The 18,306-nt window shown below is 67.7% G+C and carries 14 protein-coding genes and 1 tRNA gene; 8 read left to right on the top strand and 7 right to left on the bottom strand.

Features of this window, described 5'->3' with window-relative positions; translation table 11 throughout:
• Position 1: 1 nt before the first annotated feature.
• On the bottom strand, positions 2 to 886 hold the full coding sequence (locus ACPWUT_RS01425; protein ID WP_425839866.1) for a protein kinase domain-containing protein: 885 nt from the start codon (positions 884 to 886) through the stop codon (positions 2 to 4).
• 292 nt (positions 887 to 1,178) lie between these two features.
• Here ACPWUT_RS01425 and ACPWUT_RS01420 point away from each other — a divergent pair, with 292 nt between their 5' ends.
• The 3 genes from ACPWUT_RS01420 (at position 1,179) to ACPWUT_RS01410 (ending at position 4,112) form a co-directional block, all read left to right on the top strand.
• Complete coding sequence (locus tag ACPWUT_RS01420) at positions 1,179 to 2,231, top strand: hypothetical protein (RefSeq protein ID WP_425839863.1); 1,053 nt, start codon at positions 1,179 to 1,181, stop codon at positions 2,229 to 2,231.
• 223 nt (positions 2,232 to 2,454) lie between these two features.
• Positions 2,455 to 3,132, top strand: coding sequence for a hypothetical protein (locus ACPWUT_RS01415; RefSeq protein WP_425839857.1), 678 nt, complete (start codon positions 2,455 to 2,457; stop codon positions 3,130 to 3,132).
• A gap of 230 nt (positions 3,133 to 3,362) precedes the next feature.
• Entirely contained in the window at positions 3,363 to 4,112 is a 750-nt protein-coding gene (locus tag ACPWUT_RS01410) for a hypothetical protein (RefSeq protein WP_425839854.1), read from the top strand.
• Positions 4,113 to 4,365: 253 nt separating this feature from the next.
• On the opposite strand, the gene ACPWUT_RS01405 is transcribed toward ACPWUT_RS01410, so the two are convergent.
• The 5 genes from ACPWUT_RS01405 to ACPWUT_RS01385 all read right to left on the bottom strand — a co-directional run bounded on the left by ACPWUT_RS01405 (position 4,366) and on the right by ACPWUT_RS01385 (position 11,589).
• Positions 4,366 to 6,966 carry a TIR domain-containing protein gene (locus ACPWUT_RS01405; protein WP_425839851.1) on the bottom strand — a complete coding sequence of 867 codons (2,601 nt, stop codon included), beginning with the start codon at positions 6,964 to 6,966 and terminating at the stop codon, positions 4,366 to 4,368.
• Positions 6,959 to 9,685, bottom strand: coding sequence for a WD40 repeat domain-containing protein (locus ACPWUT_RS01400; protein WP_425839848.1), 2,727 nt, complete (start codon positions 9,683 to 9,685; stop codon positions 6,959 to 6,961). Before ACPWUT_RS01400 ends, ACPWUT_RS01405 begins: the two co-directional genes overlap by 8 nt.
• 213 nt (positions 9,686 to 9,898) lie before the next feature.
• Positions 9,899 to 10,750, bottom strand: coding sequence for a DUF4231 domain-containing protein (locus tag ACPWUT_RS01395; RefSeq protein ID WP_425839845.1), 852 nt, complete (start codon positions 10,748 to 10,750; stop codon positions 9,899 to 9,901).
• A 37-nt stretch (positions 10,751 to 10,787) separates the two neighbouring features.
• Complete coding sequence (locus ACPWUT_RS01390) at positions 10,788 to 11,171, bottom strand: TIR domain-containing protein (RefSeq protein WP_425839842.1); 384 nt, start codon at positions 11,169 to 11,171, stop codon at positions 10,788 to 10,790.
• A gap of 327 nt (positions 11,172 to 11,498) precedes the next feature.
• Positions 11,499 to 11,589: transfer RNA gene (locus ACPWUT_RS01385), tRNA-Ser, on the bottom strand.
• A gap of 84 nt (positions 11,590 to 11,673) precedes the next feature.
• On the opposite strand from ACPWUT_RS01385, the gene ACPWUT_RS01380 reads away from it, so the two are divergent.
• From ACPWUT_RS01380 to radA, 5 genes are all read left to right on the top strand, one after another.
• A complete protein-coding gene (locus ACPWUT_RS01380; protein ID WP_425839839.1) occupies positions 11,674 to 13,062 on the top strand; it encodes an MFS transporter in 1,389 nt (462 codons plus the stop codon).
• Between the two features lie 66 nt (positions 13,063 to 13,128).
• On the top strand, positions 13,129 to 13,758 hold the full coding sequence (locus ACPWUT_RS01375) for a hypothetical protein (protein ID WP_425839836.1): 630 nt from the start codon (positions 13,129 to 13,131) through the stop codon (positions 13,756 to 13,758).
• Positions 13,759 to 13,815: 57 nt separating this feature from the next.
• A complete protein-coding gene (locus ACPWUT_RS01370) occupies positions 13,816 to 14,769 on the top strand; it encodes an L-lactate dehydrogenase (RefSeq protein WP_284528685.1) in 954 nt (317 codons plus the stop codon).
• Positions 14,770 to 14,918: 149 nt separating this feature from the next.
• Complete coding sequence (locus ACPWUT_RS01365; protein ID WP_425839833.1) at positions 14,919 to 16,286, top strand: DUF222 domain-containing protein; 1,368 nt, start codon at positions 14,919 to 14,921, stop codon at positions 16,284 to 16,286.
• A gap of 153 nt (positions 16,287 to 16,439) precedes the next feature.
• On the top strand, positions 16,440 to 17,798 hold the full coding sequence (gene radA / locus ACPWUT_RS01360; protein WP_284528683.1) for a DNA repair protein RadA: 1,359 nt from the start codon (positions 16,440 to 16,442) through the stop codon (positions 17,796 to 17,798).
• A 12-nt stretch (positions 17,799 to 17,810) separates the two neighbouring features.
• Here radA and ACPWUT_RS01355 read toward each other — a convergent pair whose 3' ends face one another.
• On the bottom strand, positions 17,811 to 18,218 hold the full coding sequence (locus tag ACPWUT_RS01355; RefSeq protein WP_284528682.1) for a dehydrogenase: 408 nt from the start codon (positions 18,216 to 18,218) through the stop codon (positions 17,811 to 17,813).
• Positions 18,219 to 18,306 lie beyond the last annotated feature (88 nt).

The raw sequence follows: 18,306 nt of genomic DNA, 5'->3' as shown, positions 1-18,306 counted from the left end.
GTCAAACCCCCAGCTTTTCTAGCGGAATCTCCGGGGTGCGATAGCGGCCATACATCGCGTAGGAGAGGAGCCTCCCGAGAACCTCACGGACATCGTCATCAAGATCGTCCTGAGCGAGGTTCGAGGCACTGAAGTCTCGTAGCGCCTGCATATACTCCGCGGTTGAGATGCCAGGCCGGAAGAACGGATGCCGTCCACGAGCCGCCTCAAGTACGGTGAGCCCGATCAGATATTGATCCGTGCGGAAGTCGATCTGAGCATTTCGGCGCTGCTCGAACTGTTCAGGTGCAGCGTACCGGGGTGTCATCGGTGACATGAAGCCCGAATCAGTGAGGGCGGACATCTCGGTGAAGAGCACGAGGCCGAGGTCCAGTAAAACGGGGGTACCGTCGTCGGCGTAGGCGACATTGCCCGGCTTGATATCACGATGGACGATCTTGTCAGCCGCCCACAGCGCGCTGGATGCGCGGAGGAGCGCCACGAGAAGATCCTTGGTCTCAATGCGGTCGAGCGCGCCGCTTCTCAATCGATCTTCGAGAGTGCCACCGCTGTAAAACGGCTCCTCGTAGCAGAGGAAACTTGCCGTGCCGATTCGAGTCACCGCAGGGTCCGACACGAGACTCACGATGTGCGGCGAGTTGACGGCGCTCATGCTCGACAGCTCGCGGGCGATCCGGTCCGGCACTTGGTCGAAATCGAACTCGTCCGGATCATCCGTGATCGGAAAGCTATAGATGATCTTGAGGACGAGATCGCCAGCGCCCGACTCTGCGCTGTACGCGACCTTGAACGACCCCTGCCCAAGGTGTGGCGTCGAGATTGTGAGATCAGGGAAGCTCGCGCAAACGTCAGCATCTGTGAATGGAAGCGGTGGGAGTGCGTTCATCGACGGTGTCCTTCATCGCGGTGCGGAGCATTGATCATCTCGGCGTAAGCATTACTCGCGCACACGCCCCCGCGCGGCCCGACTGCCTGGACGACACTCCCATCCGGTTTAAAGGCTTCCTCCTCCATGGGGCAACCGTAGCGGGCGAAGGCACTTGCGCTGCATCCGTCATCGTTGCGCGGCTCTGATCTCCGCCAAACCGGGGAGTCGCGCCATGACCACCGACCGTGCCCTCGCCTGCTCCCGGGCCGCGAGACTGGACCAAAGCTAACCAAGAGCGAAAGGGACGCTGATGCCGCTGGCAGTAGTCGCCTGTGATGAGTCCGCCGCCGAGGGCGAGAACCTCATCGCGAGTAAGCATCCCGTGTTCGTTCACGGATCCACGAGCGTGTCGCTCGAGGATGCCGAACAGTTCATAGAGCGACTGCGCAGCGCGACACGGGCGCAGGCTCCTGAAATGAAGTCAGCGTCGATCCTCACCATGCGGAATCGACAGGCGCTGGTGGATGCGCTCCCCGCGTTGGATGGCCAGGCGAACATCTACTTCGTTGACAAGTCGTTCTTCATCACCGCGAAGCTCGTCGTGCTCACCTACGCCGCGCTCGCAGCGAGGATCGGCGTAGACGTCCACTCCGACGGGCTGGGCCCCTTCCTTACGCACATCCTCCACAAGGACGGTCCACACGCGGTCGGGCCGGGACGATGGAACGCACTACTCGGCGCGTTCAACGGCCTCATCCGTTCCTACGCGCGCGCAGGATCGCAGGCCCCGTCCGTCTGGCCGTTCTATATGGCCCTCTCTGACGCGAGGGCGAACTGCCGCGACATCCGAGTCGCAGCGATCCTCTCGGAGATCTGGGAAGCGCGGCACATGACGTTGGCATACGTGAACGCAGACCCGATCGAGTTCCGCGAACTCGACCCCCTCGCGCCATCCCTTGACGCCGTGGCCAGAACGTGGCAAATGCGGATCGGTGTTCCCTTCGAGATACTGCACGACGAGCATTACCTCCTGACTCAGTCCGTGCGCGACGCCATAGTCGATGGCTCCCGAACGCAGCTTTCGGTCGGCGGAATTCAGTTGCCCCAAGCGGATCTACGTGGCATCCGGGTCGTCGAATCCAAGCTTGATGCGCGTGTGCAAGTCGCAGACATCCTCGCCGGGACCGGCAGAGAGGTCGCGAGGATGGCGGCGGACGGCATGTTCGATGACCCGCTGCAGCAGGCCGTTCATCAAATGCTCGACTACAACGTCATGTCGAGTGGCGGATCACCCATCGACCGTCTCGTCGGACAAGCGCCGCTGACCTACATAGACCGGTGGCAAGCACGTCAGGGGTTGTAGAGGGTGCCCGCCACGGCATGGTCGAGGTCACGATGTATCTGCCGTATCGAACCGCTTTCGGCCGCCACCGGGCACGACACGTACACCCGGGGTGGCGCTACCGCGCACGGCCAGGTTGCGGATCTGCGATTCTGCACCTGGACGGTCGCTGGAAGACGGGTGTCACAGATGGGGGTGTCAGAGGCTCGGAGTACTGTCGGCAGCGCAAAGAAGGGCGGCAACAATGGATGAATGCCTGTGCTGTCATCTGTTCAAGTTCGAAACCCCTGTCTCCCACACTGACAAGCGCCCGCACGTGTGTGAGGAGTGCCAAGCGCATTACCGCGACCCGCATAGGCGCGACGCGGATCACATCACCGCGTGGTCCCTTCACCATCGCAACTCGATGCGAATCATGAAGGAGAAGAACTACGAGTCCCGAACTCGCGCGGAGGCCGCGGAGGCCGAGGCGAAGGAGTTGCGTGTATCGCTTGCTGATGCGATCCGCCTCCTGCAAGCAGACACCTCTGATCATTTCGATGCATTCGGCCCCGAGCTGCGAAAGCGTCTCCAATCCGATGCCGTCACGACAAGCGAGCAGCGCGCTCGTAGTGCGTATCGCCAACGCGACTACTCGATGAATGCCCTCTCAGCCATCGCTGATCATCACTACGGCACCGCTGAGGCAAAGTGCCGTTGCGGATCGCGCAACTGCACGATCCTCGAAATCCTGTCCCACGAGATCGAACAGATCGAAGCGTGGGAGGCGGCCCAGAGGCAGCGCATGCGTGACGGGCTCGAGCACGGGCTCCGACGCGATCACCCCGACGCAATCAAAGGCGGGTCACAGAACCAGTTCACTTTGTGGCACGGCCTGCCTGCACGTGGCCGAGATCAGACTCAGGGCACGCGACGCCGCTAGACCACCTCTCGTCTCGACGCACAATCCGTGGGTTCGGGACGGACCCTGCGTTGCAAGCATTGCCCTCACCTATCGGACATTGCTTCGTGACCCTACCCAAGAGGCGATCCCACAGATCAATCCCGGGGCTCGCGACCGACCCGCCTACGTGCCGTGCCCGCATAGGGATCCATCTCCAGAACGTGCGAGCGGGAGCTTGCCGAGTGTGGCGTGTGCTGTAGCGTCGGGGCGTGTCGACAATGAGCGTTGCTCCACTGCCGCAGTACCTGAAGGTCTCAAGGAAGCTTCCGGACGACTTATCAATCGCCGAGTACGCGGAACTTGTGAGCGCCATCAGCGGTCTGTGTGACGCGGCAGGGTGGCTCATGCCGACTCGTAAGCTGGTGGCAGCGAACGACATGACCATCGTGGGCGCGCGATACGGCAGTCCATTCACCGTGGTCGTCACGGTTGGAGTCGCCGCTGGCACTGTCGCTGCAGTCGCGAATGCGGTCAAGCAGGCTGCCGCCATTGGCGAAGTGGTCTCGAGAACCAAGTTGAACGAAGTCGAGGCCGATGTGCGCGTCCGCGAGGTCGAAGCTCTAGAGCGGAAAACTGAAAAAGAAGTGGACTTGCTGGATGCGCAGGTCGAAGTCGCTAAGCGCCAGGCAGAGCGCGAGTACTACGAAAGCGTCAGTGCACGGTTGAAGGCGGAAGAACAGGCCATGCGGAACGCACAGCTACGGGACGACCTGTTCGAGCGTCGCGAACTTGCTAAACAAGGCGTTTACAGAAATGCCATCGTTTCTAGCCTGCGAGACGGTGACGACCCTCAGATCCGTGCGCGGATTGACGAGCACTTGCACCGAGCTCCACAGACGGCCGGCGACCGCGGGACGACGGAACGCCTCATCGACGATGCCGAGACGCTCGCCATCTTCGATGTAGACATCGAATTGACCGAGTCTCCTGAGTGGCCTCCGGCTGACGATGCCGCTTAATCACCCATATCTGCGCCTGTTCGCTCGCACATGGATCGACAACGCGCGCTGACGTCCCGCTAACGGGCACTTCCCTTATAGGGATGGCATAGTGACTGGTTCGTCGGCGACGGGGTTTGAGGCCGCCCCACCCAGACTTCTATCCGAGCCAGGGCGCGCAAATCACCGGGCGCGTCCGAGAGCCCACTGCATCCCGCGCCCTGTTGCCGCGTGGCAACCGTCGCGGAGGGGCGGCCCGCCCTTTCGGCCCCGATTACTGCGCCTCCGTCTGTACGGGCAGGACCAGCAGACTGGCTGGCCCTAGCTGCACGGTGCCCTCGTCGTCGCCGGCGTTAAAGCGCGTGACGCCGAGTCGGTTGCCGGCCGCATCTGTCCCGAGCAGAAAGCCCTGCTCGACGGAATCGATGACCGCGAGATCGGTGGCGTGCAACACCGCGGACCCCTCGACCACCGACGACAGCACGACTTCGTCGTCCGAGACGAAGATCGCGTCGGGCGCGAACCCGAGTCGTCCGGCCGCACGGATCTCACCGTCGCGCGAGATGCGAAGAACGCGCCCATCGGACGACGAGACTACGACGTCCCCGTCTGCCAGCGCTGCGACCATGTTCGAGTTCCCCGCGGTGACCGTCACCATCGGTTCTTGGTTGGGGGCGAGCTGGCCGGACGACCTATCGACGCGATATACGTCGCCCATTACCGTGATGATCCACACCGTCGATCCGTCGGCGGAGATATCGGCCTCGGCGAGCGCGTCTCCGCGCAGCCCCAGCACTTCCGTCACGCTGTCGACGGAGCCGTCGCGGTCAAGCAACGTCACCGACGCATTCTGGGTGAGCACGAAGTGCTCGCCGTCGCCGCCGGCGCGAAGGCCGAGAAATTTCCCGGCTTCCGATGACAGTTCCTCGGCATCGACGACGCGGGTGACACCGCCCTCGCAGCCGACATGGAAGATGCCGTCGAGCGCACCGACTAGAGCGTCGCACCCGAGAATCGATGTTGTCTGCAGGGCGGGGTATACGTCGCCGAGCGCTCCGAGGGGCTCCTTCGTGTCAACGTCCCTCATGGTGTTGGTGTCGTCAATGTATAGAGTGCGCTCGTCGAGCGGAATGACCGTGGCGGCGGGGCCGATCTTGGTCTCCATCGGCAAAGCCGCTGCGTGTCCCACGATGAGACGCGAGGGCGTGGGCGAAACGTACGCTACGCGCGCGTGCCGCGGATCGCGCGCGGCAATCCGCCAGTAGAGGTCCGGGGCGTCGGAGATCGAGCGTGCGCCGTCGAAGGTGCTGAGCGCGCCGGCCGTGATCCCCGCGGTGAGCGCCCCCACGGGTGTGCACACGGGCCCCGAGATGCGTGACGCCGGTTGGGTCTGCGGCCCTCCGGCCGCGCCGGGGGTCCACTCGAACGCCGTCCCACGGATCGTGTTCGGCGAGTAGGCACCGGCCACCTGGTCGCCGCAGATCGTGACCGTGTTGCGGTAACCGCCGGAAGACGAGCCGGAGCGATCGGAGACGCGCGCCTCGCTCTCGATGGTGAGAGTGCCGCCACCGACGCGCAAGAGTCGGACGACCCCGTCGTCGCCGAGCGCCGCCACGGCGTCGCCGTCGACGTCGACGGCGCGAACGATGCTCGGGAGCACCGAGACCGAGTGCACGGGGGGCACGGTCCCACCTTCCGGGTACGCAGCGATGCGGATCGCGAGGTCGCCCGATGACGCCCACACCACCTCGCCGGCCTCGGTAAGGGCGAGAGCCGAGACCGGACCCTGCATCGCGATCGGGTTGCGGCCGGTGGCGAGGTCGATCCACGCGAGGTCGCCGTCGTGGGTGATGTAGACGGCGCTCGTACCGTCGGGCCCCGACTGCAAGGTGCCGGGGCGGATCGGCAGCTCGACCGCGACCCGCGCGCCGACCTCGCCGGTCGTCGTGTGGACCGTGGTGATTGCGTCCATCGTGTAGACGAGCACGATCGGCTCTTCACCGGCCCAGGCTGCCCCGAGGTAGGTGTCCGTCGGCAGGTCGATCGACCGCAGACGGGCGTCTCGCGTGAGGGCGGCCATGAGCGCCGCCTCGTTCGCCGACGTTGGGTCGAGTTCCACAGCCTCCGCAGCGATCGCCACGGCCACGACGGTGTCGGTGGCGAGCCGCGCGTCGTTTGCGAGGGCTTGCGCCCGAGCCGAGGCCTCGGACGCGTTCGCCTCGGCCGAGAAGCGGGCGGCCAGGCCCCACAGCACGACGGCGATGACCGCCGCGACCCCGAGGAAGGCGAGCGCGCCGCGCGAGGAGCGCCGCAGCGTGCGCCGCGCGTCCCGCGTGAACGCGAGTTCGCGTTCGATGACGCCGCGCACGACCGGGGTGACGGCCGCCGGTGAGTCGGGCGCGGCGAGCACCACGTCGGCGTCCCCGGCGGTGAGGTGAGATATGACCTTCTGCACCGCCGACGGCTGCTCTTTCGCGCCGAGCACGCGCGACGCCAGCCGTGCGTGCGCCGACAGCGCGTCGCCGTGGGCCGCGAGGGTCGCGAGGATGTCGTCCGCCGCGCGCTCGATCCCGTCCGCGGCGACGTACCGCACGGCTTTGCCGAGTTCAGTGCATAGGCCGTACTCACGCTGGCAGTACTCGCTCGCGTGCCACTCCGGGGTGTCGAGCACCGCGATGACGGAGGCGACCGCGAACTCGGCTTCAATAACGCTCCAGTGGCTCTGCCCCACGGGAATGCCGGCCTCGCCCACCGCCTCGTCGGTCTCGTCAGGCGCGTCGATCCACACCGATGCCCCGCGGCGCCCGAGCGCCGCTGCGAGGGTACGGGCAAGCTCGGCGTCGCTGTGAGCGTACGAGATGGCGACGTCAGCCACGGTCGCCATCCAATCCGAAGCTCTGCCGCTCGTTCGCAGTGAGCGCGCGCGGCGCGGAGTCCTCCGCCGGCGGTGGGTCGTCGTCCAGGCGCCACCGCGCGATCGTGCCAATGCGGGTGACGGCGACGAGCGTTTCGCCGTCGAAATCGACATCCGCCACCGGGATGTTGAGGACGGTAGCGATGCGGGTGAGCACCCGACCTCCAGCCTCCAACACTGTCGTCGCGTCGGCCCCGACATGAGCTATGCGGCCGGTGTCGGCATCCACGCGGAGGGTGCCCGCACCCGAAAGCGTCCCGGCCGGTGCGAGGGGCACCATCCGCTCGCCGTCCCACGCACAGAGGGCGCCGCGCTCAGTCAGCACGAGCAAGCGAGAACCGGAGAACTCACCCGCCACAATGTCGGTGCCGGCGTCGTCAGGCAGCAGCGCTGAGAGATCGCTCGTTGAGCCGTCGGTGGAGTGCAGCACGCCGTCGTCGGTGACCACGACGGCGCGGCCGGGCTCGTGGCCGACGAGCGCGAGCGGGACGGAGGCCGCGGTATATTCGATCTCCGTCGACACCGCGCCGGCCTCGGTGAAGCTCACCAGTCGGGTGGCCGTGGCGATCGCCAGCCCTGCCCCCTCGTCGGCGGTCACGAGGAACGGCTCAAGGCCCAGACGCGAGTTCATCAGCGGGATCTGGGCGCTCACCCGGGGCTGGTCGGGTGCAAGCTCATCCGGTTCGAGGGGCCAGACCTGGAGCGTTGCGAGGTCATCGCCCTGGTTGACCGACGTGCGGATGACGGAGCGTCCGTCGGCCGCCAGGATCTGCCTCCCGATCAAGCCCGCGCGCTGGCCCGCCAGCACGGTAGACGGGTCATCGCCATCGACGACGAGGACCTGCAGCCCACTGTCTAGGACGACCGCTAGGTCGCCCGAGTCGATCACTCGGATCTGATTGCGGAACGTTGCCCTGGGAAATACGGCCGCGGTGATGCGCTGACTCAGCGCGTCACCAAGTGCGGTGGACGAGGGAAGGACGCCGACTGTGGTCGGCATGCCGATGTGGGCGAGCCCTGCCATGTCCCACACCCGCAGGTAGCCGTCGATGCCTATCGAACCGAGTACGTCGGCACCGGCTGTCGCTAGGCGCGTGTGCTCGCCGAGGTGAGCGGTGAAGCGCGTCACCGGGGTCGTCCCCGCGTCGAACGAATAGAGCCGGACCTCTCCGCGCTGATCTGAGGCGGCGATGTACCCGTGACCGACGTCGGCCAGGGCAGTGACCGGGCTGATCGACTCGGAGTAGTCGACCGTCGGCTGGCCGCCGGAGAAATCGATGCGCGCGACCTGCTGGCCCCGCGATGCGAAGACTGCGTCCCCGCCCTCGGCGACGGCGAGATGACCGGCCCCGTCGAGCGGCGCGCTGTGGCGGAGTGCCCCGCTGTTGGCATCGTGCACCCGCACGGTCGAGCCGTCCCAGGTCGCGACCCACCTGCCGTCGGCGCTCACGTCCACGGCTCCGATGACCGCGTCGCCCCGGGAATCTGCGATGACCTCGCGTTTCCCAGTGCGCGGGTCGATGGTCAGCACGCTCGAGCCTTGCGCCGCCAGCATTCGCTCGTCATTCTCCCAGCCGAAGAACTGCAGGCCGTTGGACGATGCGTCGTCGGAGGTCGGGATCTCCTTCCCGGCTGATGTGTCGAAGAGTCGGATGCCGGTGTCGGACGTGACCGCGAGCATGCCAGTGTCAGTTAGGAATATGTCCGAAACGGCGTCGATCGCGCCTACCCCCAGATCGAACGTCGCGACGGGTTCCGCGGATGCGTCCACGACTCGCACGGCATCGTCCTGCCAGGTCGTATAGGCGAACAGCCCCGTGCCGGAGGCGGCGAACTGCTGGCCCGGCCCCGCGAGCGCGAACGAACGGTGCGGCACCTGGGTCGCCGAGATCGCGGCGACGGCGGCGTGGATGCCGGGGTCGGGTGTGAGGTCGACGGCCAAGTCGGCGAGCACGAGCGGAAGGTCGGGGTCGCGGCCGGTCGACGCAGCGGCCACGGTCACGAGGCGCGACGCGGTGGCGAGGTCGGCCGAAGCAAGCGAGCGCTGCCCCTCTGCGAGCGCCGCCACCCCCTGCGCGACGCTGATGCTCGTGGCCGCGGCGAGCACGACTGCCGTGGCCACACCGACGAGGCGCCATCTTCGACGGCGCCGGCGGTTGCGCTCGCGGCTCGCATTGACGAAGGCGCGAACTTGCTTCGCGGCCTCCGAATCCTCCTTCGCCATGGGCGAGGTGAGCATCGTGACCGCGGCCGACTGTTCCGCCTCGCGCAGTAACTGATCAGGTGATCGCGTAGCCGACCAGCGCTCCGCAGCACTCGCCAGCCTGCTCCATTGCACGAGGTTCCTGCCGCCGTAGCGCACCGCCGCCGCCAGCCGTCGGATAGCTGCCTCGGTCCCGACGACACGCGGCCGCACGTGGGAAAGTTCGGGCAACACGTCGGGCACGAGGTCGACAAGGGTGACGGGAAAGACTTCGCGCTCGGCGAGAGATGCCTCGTCCGGTCGGGCACCATCGGCGGCGGTGATCGCAACGATGAGCGGCGTCGGCGCGGGCTCACCGGGCACCGGGTCGATGCCCACCCCCCGAAGCCCGTCGATCAACCGCTCGAGCTCGTCTGACTCGTCCCCGACGATGAATATGCCGACGCGCACGCGCGTTTCCCCGGTTGCCGAAGCCATGTTTCCCCCAACGGACACCGCCAGCGTACTGGCCGACAAGCACCGTGCCGCGCGAACGACGCCCGGGAGGTGCGCCACGACCTGCCTTAGGGTTTAGCTGACGCCAAAGAGGTACAGCAAGCTCATATTCGCGAGGACCGCTTCGTACGATGTGATGCGGGCGCTCAATCCAAACAGCGAGCGGGACCGCTACTCATGCATGCGCCACGGCGCCTACCGGCCGCCAACTCGAATTCCTCTAGAGGCTCGCCATAGGGTGTGCTCTCGAGAGAACGCTTCCTCTGCCTCGCCAACGAAACGTGCCCATGCGCTTTCGTTCTGGAGGGAGTCGAGCTGCGACAAAACCGAAGCCACCTCTTGGCTGGTAACCGAATACGCCGATGACAGCGTCTGATATTGCCTTGACTGTGCCCACGCGGTGATCGCTGCAGCGAGCGCCGAAACTACGCCGAGTGCATCAAAGTTGATCATCTGCGCCCACAGCAGGCAGGCCGCAAAGATCCCCAGCACCTCGAACACGATCGTTGCAATGGTCCATTGGCGAAGTCGTCGAGTGTTGAATTTCGCTTTCCTCGAGTACCAGCCCAATTGGTCAACGACCCGGAACTCACGGTAGTACGCACGTCGCTCATCAAACGTGCCTGCCCTTGCTTTTCGCATCAGCGGCGTTATCTGCCCGCCGCTACCATCCGCGGGCGGTACATGATCGAGGTCCGTGAGCAGCTCTTCGAGTTCCATAGTGAAGCGGGTGTCGATCGCGGAGTCCTCGTCGTCGAAGCCCTCGCCGCGAACCATGTAGCGCCACGAGAGCGTCTTGGCCGACTCCGCAGCAGCTCGACCCTCGTACCAGACTCGATCCGGCCGGGCTGCGACCGTGTACAGCTCCGCTGCCAACGCCACAAGCAACGCAACGACCGCGACCAATCCGCCCAACCACTCAAAGCCCTCGAACCCGCTGAGAGCCCCGCCCGCTGCGGCGACGAAGAGACCGCCAAGGCGGAGGCGCATGCAGCGCACGAAAGCGCGCTGTCCCCCAAGCGATTCTTCGTCAGCGCTGCGATACAAGGCAGGAAAGTCCGTCTCGGCGGGCTTTCGAAGCGCACTACCCGATGGCGAGGACGATTGCGTCAATATCCCATCCAATCACCTGGGTGCGTGAACTGATTAAAGCCGCGGGGGTGGTCACACCCGCCTTCAACCGAACGCCGATCACCTTATTGCCTAGCTCCACGCTCCTTGCGATCTCCCACGCGACCCAATCGCTCCTGTATGTCTCGTCGCCGATCAGCACGATCGTTACCGAGGCGGCACGAATCTTCGCGCTGATCTGGCCTCGGATGTACGCGGCATTTGTGCTGTTGTACGGCACCTTCACTGAGTAGTCGTCGAACTCCAACGCGCTCTTCTTGTTCTTGGCCTGACCTCGAAACAGACGCACCAGCGCCAGGTCCTCCTCAACGAATGAAAGAAAGATGTGCTTCGTCATTGATGTGCCCCAGACAGTCGATCGACGCGCCCATCGCGCTGTCCACGAGGCTATTGGCATCCGCAGCTTGGTGCACGCCGACTCACCGAGTGCGGAAACGCCGACGCTCTGCTTGCAAGCACTGCCGTATACGGATCCGCAAGGGGCACCCCGCACGCGAGGTGTCAACGACAGGAGCAATCAACTCAGGCGCCTCGGGCCTTGGCACAGCATCGATGCCGCGCCTGAGACTAACCCACCACACAACCACCGTCGAGATCTGCACCAAATCTGCACCACGCCGCCGCCTCAGAAAGCGAAAACCCCTGCCTCAGCAGGGGTTTTCAGTGGCGGTGACGGTGGGATTTGAACCCACGGTAGGGGGTTACCCTACACAACTTTTCGAGAGTTGCACCTTCGGCCGCTCGGACACGTCACCGCCGAAGAGTTTACGTCATCCGCGGGGATGCCGCGAATCGTCGCCCTCACCCCCGACGTCGGCGGACGGGCGTACGGTGAACCCATGGCCGAGCGGATGACGACATCGCAGCGCACCGTTTTGACCGTCGCGGTGCTCGGCTCGTTCGTGGCGTTCCTCGACGGCACCGTGGTGAACGTCGCACTGCCCGCGATCGCGGCCGAGCTCGGTGGCGGCCTGTCGACGCAGCAGTGGGCCGTCGACGCCTACCTCGTCACCCTCGGCGCGCTGATCCTGGTCGCCGGTGCCGTCAGCGACGCGTACGGGCGGGTTCTCGTCCTGCGCATCGGGCTCATCGGCTTCGGGATCGCGTCCGTCGCCGTCGCCGTGGCGCCCGACACGACGCTCCTCATCGCGTTCCGCGCACTTCAGGGTGCGGCCGGTGCGTTCCTGGTGCCGAGCTCGCTGGCCCTCATCACCTCGACGATGGACGATCCGCTGCGCTCGCGCGCGATCGGCATCTGGACCTCGCTCACGACCAGCGCGATGATCGTCGGCCCACTGATCGGCGGCGTCATCGTCGACCTCTTCTCGTGGCGCTGGGTCTTCCTGCTGAACGTCCTGCCGATCGGCGTCTGCCTCTGGCTGGTGGGTCGCATGGGGGTCGCCGACGAGCGGGAGCCCGGCGCGCACGTGGACTGGCTCGGCGCGGCGCTCTGCACGTTCGGTCTCGGCGCGGCGGTCTTCGCGCTCATCGAGCAGCCGCACTCGGGCTGGGCCGCCCCGCAGATCTGGATCCCACTAGCGGCCGGCATTCTCCTGCTCGCCGCGTTCGTGTGGCGCCAGCACCTGACCGACGCGCCGATCCTGCCGCTCGACCTCTTCCGCAGCCGCAACTTCTCCGCCGGCAACGTGGCGACGTTCTTCGTCTACGCGGGGCTCTCCCTCAACGGCTTCGTCGTGGCCGTCTACCTGCAGCAGGGCGCCGGCCTGAGCGCGACGCTCGCGGGGCTCGCGAGCCTGCCGACGACACTCATCGTCATCGCACTCAGCTCGAGGATCGGCTCGTGGGCGGGACGGGTCGGACCGCGGCTGTTCATGACGATCGGCCCCCTGATCATGGCGGTCGGCACCGCGCTGCTGCTGACCGTGTCCGAGGACTTCGACTACTGGCTGCAGGTGCTGCCGGGCATGATCCTGCTGGGACTGGGTCTCGCGGTCACGGTCGCGCCGCTCACCTCGGCGATCCTGGGCTCGGCCGATCACCACCGGTCCGGGATCGCATCGGCCGTCAACAACGCCGTCGCCCGGGTCGCGGGGCTGCTGGCGATCGCAGCGCTGGCGGCGGTCACCGGTGGCGCGCTGGACCTCGCCGGCTTCCACCGCGCGGCGATCGTGACGACGGTCCTGCTGGCAGCCGGGGCCGCCGTGTCGTTCGTCGGCATCCGCAATGCGCTGCACCGCAGCGAGCGCGCCGACCAGCCGGCGTCCTGACAGAGCATCGGCGTCTCGACGGCGCAACCCCTGGCTGCGACGACGAGGGGATGCGAGGATGACGGGATGAAGAGCCTGCCGCTTCGGCGGTCGGCGCTGGCGATGCTCTTGGGGATGGCATTGCTCACGACGGGATGCGCGGCCGAGACCGCGACGCAGCCGACGGAGTCATCCTCACCATCGCCGGCGACGACCCCCGCCACCGATTCCCCCTCCCCGACGACGCCGGGCGACGACCCGGGCGCGGAACCCGAGGGCGACTGCCCGGCCGCGGCGTCCGACGCGCCCGCCGGCACCGCCGCCGATCCGTACCGGGTGGGCGAGGAGATCGCCGCCGACTGCTTCACGATCGTCGTCACCGAACTCGACGCCGATGCCACGCAAGACGTGCAGTCGACCTCGCCCGACGCGGTCCCCGCCGAGGGCAAGGTGTTCGCCGTCGTCAAGGTCATGATCGCGCGCTCCGGCGGCGAGGCCGCCGATGTGGCCACGATCGGGATCCGCTACGCGGGCTCCGCCACCGACATCGTCGACGCCGACCCCGACCTGCGCCTCGAGGAGCAGTCGCCGCCGATGGGCACGCTGGAGCCCGGCCAGGCGTCGGGCGGCACGCTGGTGTTCGAGACCGAGCACAGCACGAGTCCGGCCGTGGTGCTGTCGGTCGGCGACGGAACGGACATCTGGGTCACCCCGTAAGCAGGGAGCACCGCCACGCCGCTGGCCGCGGCATCCCCCGCCTGCCAAACTGGGCCCATGAGCGTGATCGAGAACTCGAAACTGACCGTCGTCGGCGCCGGCGCGGTGGGCTCCAGCGTCGCCTACGCCGCCCTCATCCGCGGGTCCGCGCGTCACGTCGCGCTGTACGACATCGCCGCCGAGAAGACCGAGGCCGAGGTGCTCGACCTCGCCCACGGCGCGCAGTTCACCGGGTCGAGCGACATCATCGGCGGCGCCGACATCTCGGTCGCGAAGGGATCCCACGTCGTGGTCATCACGGCGGGCGCGAAGCAGAAGCCGGGTCAGACGCGCATCGAGCTGGCCGGGGTGAATGCCGGGATCCTCAAGACGATGATGCCGCAGCTGCTCGATGTCGCCCCCGATGCCGTCTTCGTCATCGTCACGAACCCGTGCGACGTGCTGACGGTGCTCGCGCAGGAGTCCACGGGGCTGCCGTACGAGCGGATCTTCGCCTCCGGCACGGTGCTCGACACCTCGCGGCTGCGCTGGAAGATCGCGCAGCGCGCGGGTGTCTCGATCGCGAGCGTGCACGCCTATATCGTGGGCGAACACGGCGACACCGAGTTCCCGCTGTGGTCGCACGCGACGATCGGCACGGTGCCGATCCTCGACTGGGTGCCGCTCAACGGTCAGCCGAAGTTCACCGCCGAGGAGCTCGACCAGATCGCCGTCGACGTGCGCGACGCCGCGTACAAGGTCATCCAGGGCAAGGGCGCCACCAATTACGCGATCGGCCTGTCCAGCGCCCGCATCGTCGAGGCGGTCCTGCAGGACGAGCACGCCGTGATGCCGGTCTCGACGGTGCTCGACGACTTCCACGGTGTGTCCGGCGTGGCACTGTCCGTTCCGTCGGTGGTCAGCAGCGTCGGCGCGGTGCCGATCCGCGAGACGACGTTCGCGCCGAACGAGCTCGACCTGCTGCAGCACTCCGCCGGTGCGCTGCGCGAGGTCGCCGCCTCGCTCCGCTGAGCCCGGTCAGTCGGTGAAGGCCGCGGCTTCGCGGCTGGGGCTTCGGGATTTCCTCCCCAGGTGGGGTGGCTGCGCCGTTATCCACAGGAAGCGGCCCTGACCGGGGCTTTGTCGGTGTCGGTGTCGGTGCCTCCGGGAAGGATGGGGGCATGACGAACACCGCTCTGCTCCGCCCGGCGACGTTCGGCGTGGATGCGGTGGTGGACGAGCTCGTCGAGATCCGGCGTGGGATGGCGGCGCTGCAGGCACGTGAGGCGGCGGTGCTGGCGCGAGCGGTGGAAGTGGTGCGGGCGCAGGAGGACGTGCCGGGACCGTCGGGGGTGCGGGATGTGCCGCTGCGGTCGATGGCGGCGCAGCTCGGGGCCGCGCTGCGAGTGTCGGATCGGACGGTGCAGCGGCAGCTGTCCGACGCGGTGGTGCTGACGGAGCGGTTCCCCGGAACGTGGGCGGCTTTGGCGGCGGGTGAGGTCTCGGGGGCGCATGTGCGGGTGATCGTCGAGGCGGGACTGCCGATCGACGACCACGAGGCCCGCGCCGTGTTCGAGGAGGCCGCGCTGCAGGTGGCCCGGCGGGAGACGCCGGGACGGTTGCGGCCGGCGGTGCGCGTCCTCGCGGCGCGACTGCACCCCGTCCCCCTCGCCGAGCGGCACGCGGTCGCGGCGCGGGGACGGTGCGTGTTGGTGCGGGATCTGGACGACGGGATGGCCGAACTGATCGCGACATTGCCCGCGCATCTCGCCTACGGCATCCGCGACCGCCTCGACCAGTACGCCCGACGCGTCATCGACGCCCGCGGTGATGTCGAATCAGCAGGAGCTTTGCTCGATGAGCCCGTGCTGCAGGACACGCGTCGGATCGATGAGGTCCGTGCCGACGTGTTTGTGGACCTGCTGCTGACCGGGCACGCGACGCCCGAGGTCTCGAACGCGTCGATCCCCGAAACGGAGGCGATCATCGCGCACGTGCAGATCACGGTGCCGGCACTCACGGCCCTCGGCGCGGACACCACACCGGCAGAGCTCACCGGCCACGCCCCGATCGACACCGCGACCGCGCTGCGGCTGGCGGGCACCGCGTCGGGATGGGACCGGGTGCTGACCCATCCGGTCACGGGGAGCGTGCTGGCAGTGGACCGGTACCGGCCGTCGGATCAGCTGAAGCGGGCGCTGCGGGTGCGGGATGAGCACTGCCGGTTCCCGGGCTGCCGGATCCCGACCCGGCGGTGCGACATCGACCACACCACCGCCAGAGAACACGACGGCCCCACCGAGCTCACCAACCTCGCCCACCTCTGCCGACGGCACCACACCCTGAAACACCACTCCGCGTGGCGGGTCAGACAGACACCCGACGGGGTGCTGCACTGGACCAGCCCCACCGGCAGGCACTATCCCGACCGACCGGCCCGGACCCTCACCTTCGTCCCCGATCCGGACCCCGGCCTCACCACCGATGCCGGCCTCTCCACCGACCGCGCACGCGACCCCGGCGCCGGCGCATCCGACGTGCCGTTCTGACCGCTCGCCCGCGTGCCCATCCCGCCTGCTCCCCCACGTCCGCACCATGAAGTTGGCAGTCGTCGTCCCCTCCCGGCGGCCCAGGCGACGACGACTGCGCACAACTGTCGCGCCGACGGCAGCCGTGTCGGCGGCCCGCCGTACGCTGGGCACATGGCATCCCGACGACCCGCTGCGGCGACCGCATTCCGCTGCACCGAGTGCGGGTGGACCGCATCCAAGTGGGTGGGCCGCTGCGGCGAGTGCCAGCAGTGGGGAACCGTGGTCGAGGCGGCGACGCAGACCGGCATCGTGCACAGCGTCACCGCCCTCGCCCCCAGCCGTGCCGCACAGCCCATCACGTCGATCGACACGAGCGAGACACCGCGGCGCACGAGCGGCGTCGGGGAGTTCGACCGCGTGCTCGGCGGAGGCATCGTCCCCGGCGCGGCCATCCTGCTGTCGGGCGAACCCGGCGTCGGCAAGTCGACGCTGCTCCTCGAGGTGGCCGCGCAGAGCGCCCGGGCGGGGCGACGCGTCCTCTACGCAAGCGCCGAGGAGTCTCTCGGCCAGGTGCGCCTGCGCGCCGAGCGCACCGGAGCGCTCCACGATGAGCTGTACCTCGCCAGCGAGACCGACCTCGCGACCATCCTGGGTCACATCGACGAGGTGCGGCCCGAGCTGCTCATCGTCGACTCGGTGCAGACCGTCTCGTCGTCGCTGAGCGACGGGGTCGCCGGTCACCCGAGCCAGGTACGCGAGGTCGCCTCCACGCTCATCCGCATCGCCAAGGAGCGCGACCTGCCCGTCATCATCGTCGGTCACGTCACGAAGGACGGATCGATCGCCGGCCCCCGCATCCTCGAGCACCTGGTCGACGTCGTGTGCCACTTCGAAGGCGACCGGCAGACCTCGCTTCGCTTCGTGCGCGCGCTCAAGAACCGGTTCGGCGCCACCGACGAGGTCGGATGCTTCGACATGACCGGCGACGGCATCGCCGAGGTCCCCGACCCCAGCAGCCTCTTCCTCGGACACGGCTCCCGGCAGCCCGGCTCCTGCGTCACCGTCGCCCTCGAGGGGCGCCGGGCGCTCCCGGTCGAAGTCCAGGCGCTCACGATCCAGACCCAGGCACCCAACCCGCGCCGCATCGTCAGCGGCGTCGACTCCGCACGGGTGGCGATGATCCTCGCGGTGCTCGAGAAGCGTGCGCGGATCGCGGTGTCCACCCACGACGTCTACGTCTCCACCGTGGGCGGCGTGCGGCTCACCGAGCCCGCGGCCGACCTCGCCATCGCGCTGGCCGTGGCCTCCGCCGTCCGCGAGCGACCCAACCCCGCGCGACTGGTCGCCGTGGGCGAGCTCAGCCTCTCGGGCGAGATCCGCGCCGTGACCCAGCATGCGCAGCGACGCACCGAGGCCGAGCGCCTGGGCTACACCGCGATCGTCGACACGTCCTCCCGCGATCTCGCCGGCGCGCTCCAGGACGTCGCGCGCCGCCACCGGCCCGACACCGACGACGAGCCCGGATTCTGAGCGCCGGAGCGGTCAGAGATCGAGCGCCGCGATCAGGTCGGCCGGAGAGGCCTGCATCGGATGAGGCCCCGCGACGTCGAAGATGACGGTGGTGATCTCGTCGCCGTGCACCCCGAGGAACGCGCGCAGCCAGCCCGGCGACTGCAGCCCGACGGCGGGCGGAAGAGTGGCCGGCTTGTGCGCCGCATCGCTGAAGAGCAGCAGGGCGACCTGACCGGTGTTCGGGTCGCGATAGGTCCACACCTCGCCGGTGTCGAGCGGATTGTCGCGCTGACCCGGCCGCATCAGCGGCACGACGGTCGGCCCGTGGCGCAGAGCGAACGCCAGGGCGGCCATGTCCTGGGTCTGCAGGGCGTCCGCCAGCTGCGGATTGCGGAAATCGAGCGGGGGCTTGTCCTTCGCACGCTTCTTGCCGGCCATGGACACCAGCCTATTCGCGCCGTTCCCCACTCGGCCGCCCGGAGCAGACGGTCACCGGCTCGGGGCTGTGGGCTCGGAGCGGAGGGAT

The organism is Microbacterium sp. PA5, assembly GCF_049860775.1.
Lineage (GTDB): Bacteria > Actinomycetota > Actinomycetes > Actinomycetales > Microbacteriaceae > Microbacterium.
This window is presented reverse-complemented; position numbering and strand designations above follow the sequence as displayed.

Excerpts from the sequence above, each read along its gene's own strand:
- ACPWUT_RS01425 (WP_425839866.1), bottom strand. The coding sequence starts at position 886 with ATGAACGCACTCCCACCGCTTCCATTCACAGATGCTGACGTTTGCGCG.
- ACPWUT_RS01420 (WP_425839863.1), top strand. The coding sequence starts at position 1,179 with ATGCCGCTGGCAGTAGTCGCCTGTGATGAGTCCGCCGCCGAGGGCGAG.
- ACPWUT_RS01415 (WP_425839857.1), top strand. The coding sequence starts at position 2,455 with ATGGATGAATGCCTGTGCTGTCATCTGTTCAAGTTCGAAACCCCTGTC.
- ACPWUT_RS01400 (WP_425839848.1), bottom strand. The coding sequence starts at position 9,685 with ATGGCTTCGGCAACCGGGGAAACGCGCGTGCGCGTCGGCATATTCATC.
- ACPWUT_RS01390 (WP_425839842.1), bottom strand. The coding sequence starts at position 11,171 with ATGACGAAGCACATCTTTCTTTCATTCGTTGAGGAGGACCTGGCGCTG.
- ACPWUT_RS01380 (WP_425839839.1), top strand. The coding sequence starts at position 11,674 with ATGGCCGAGCGGATGACGACATCGCAGCGCACCGTTTTGACCGTCGCG.
- ACPWUT_RS01375 (WP_425839836.1), top strand. The coding sequence starts at position 13,129 with ATGAAGAGCCTGCCGCTTCGGCGGTCGGCGCTGGCGATGCTCTTGGGG.
- ACPWUT_RS01370 (WP_284528685.1), top strand. The coding sequence starts at position 13,816 with ATGAGCGTGATCGAGAACTCGAAACTGACCGTCGTCGGCGCCGGCGCG.
- ACPWUT_RS01365 (WP_425839833.1), top strand. The coding sequence starts at position 14,919 with ATGACGAACACCGCTCTGCTCCGCCCGGCGACGTTCGGCGTGGATGCG.
- radA (WP_284528683.1), top strand. The coding sequence starts at position 16,440 with ATGGCATCCCGACGACCCGCTGCGGCGACCGCATTCCGCTGCACCGAG.
- ACPWUT_RS01355 (WP_284528682.1), bottom strand. The coding sequence starts at position 18,218 with ATGGCCGGCAAGAAGCGTGCGAAGGACAAGCCCCCGCTCGATTTCCGC.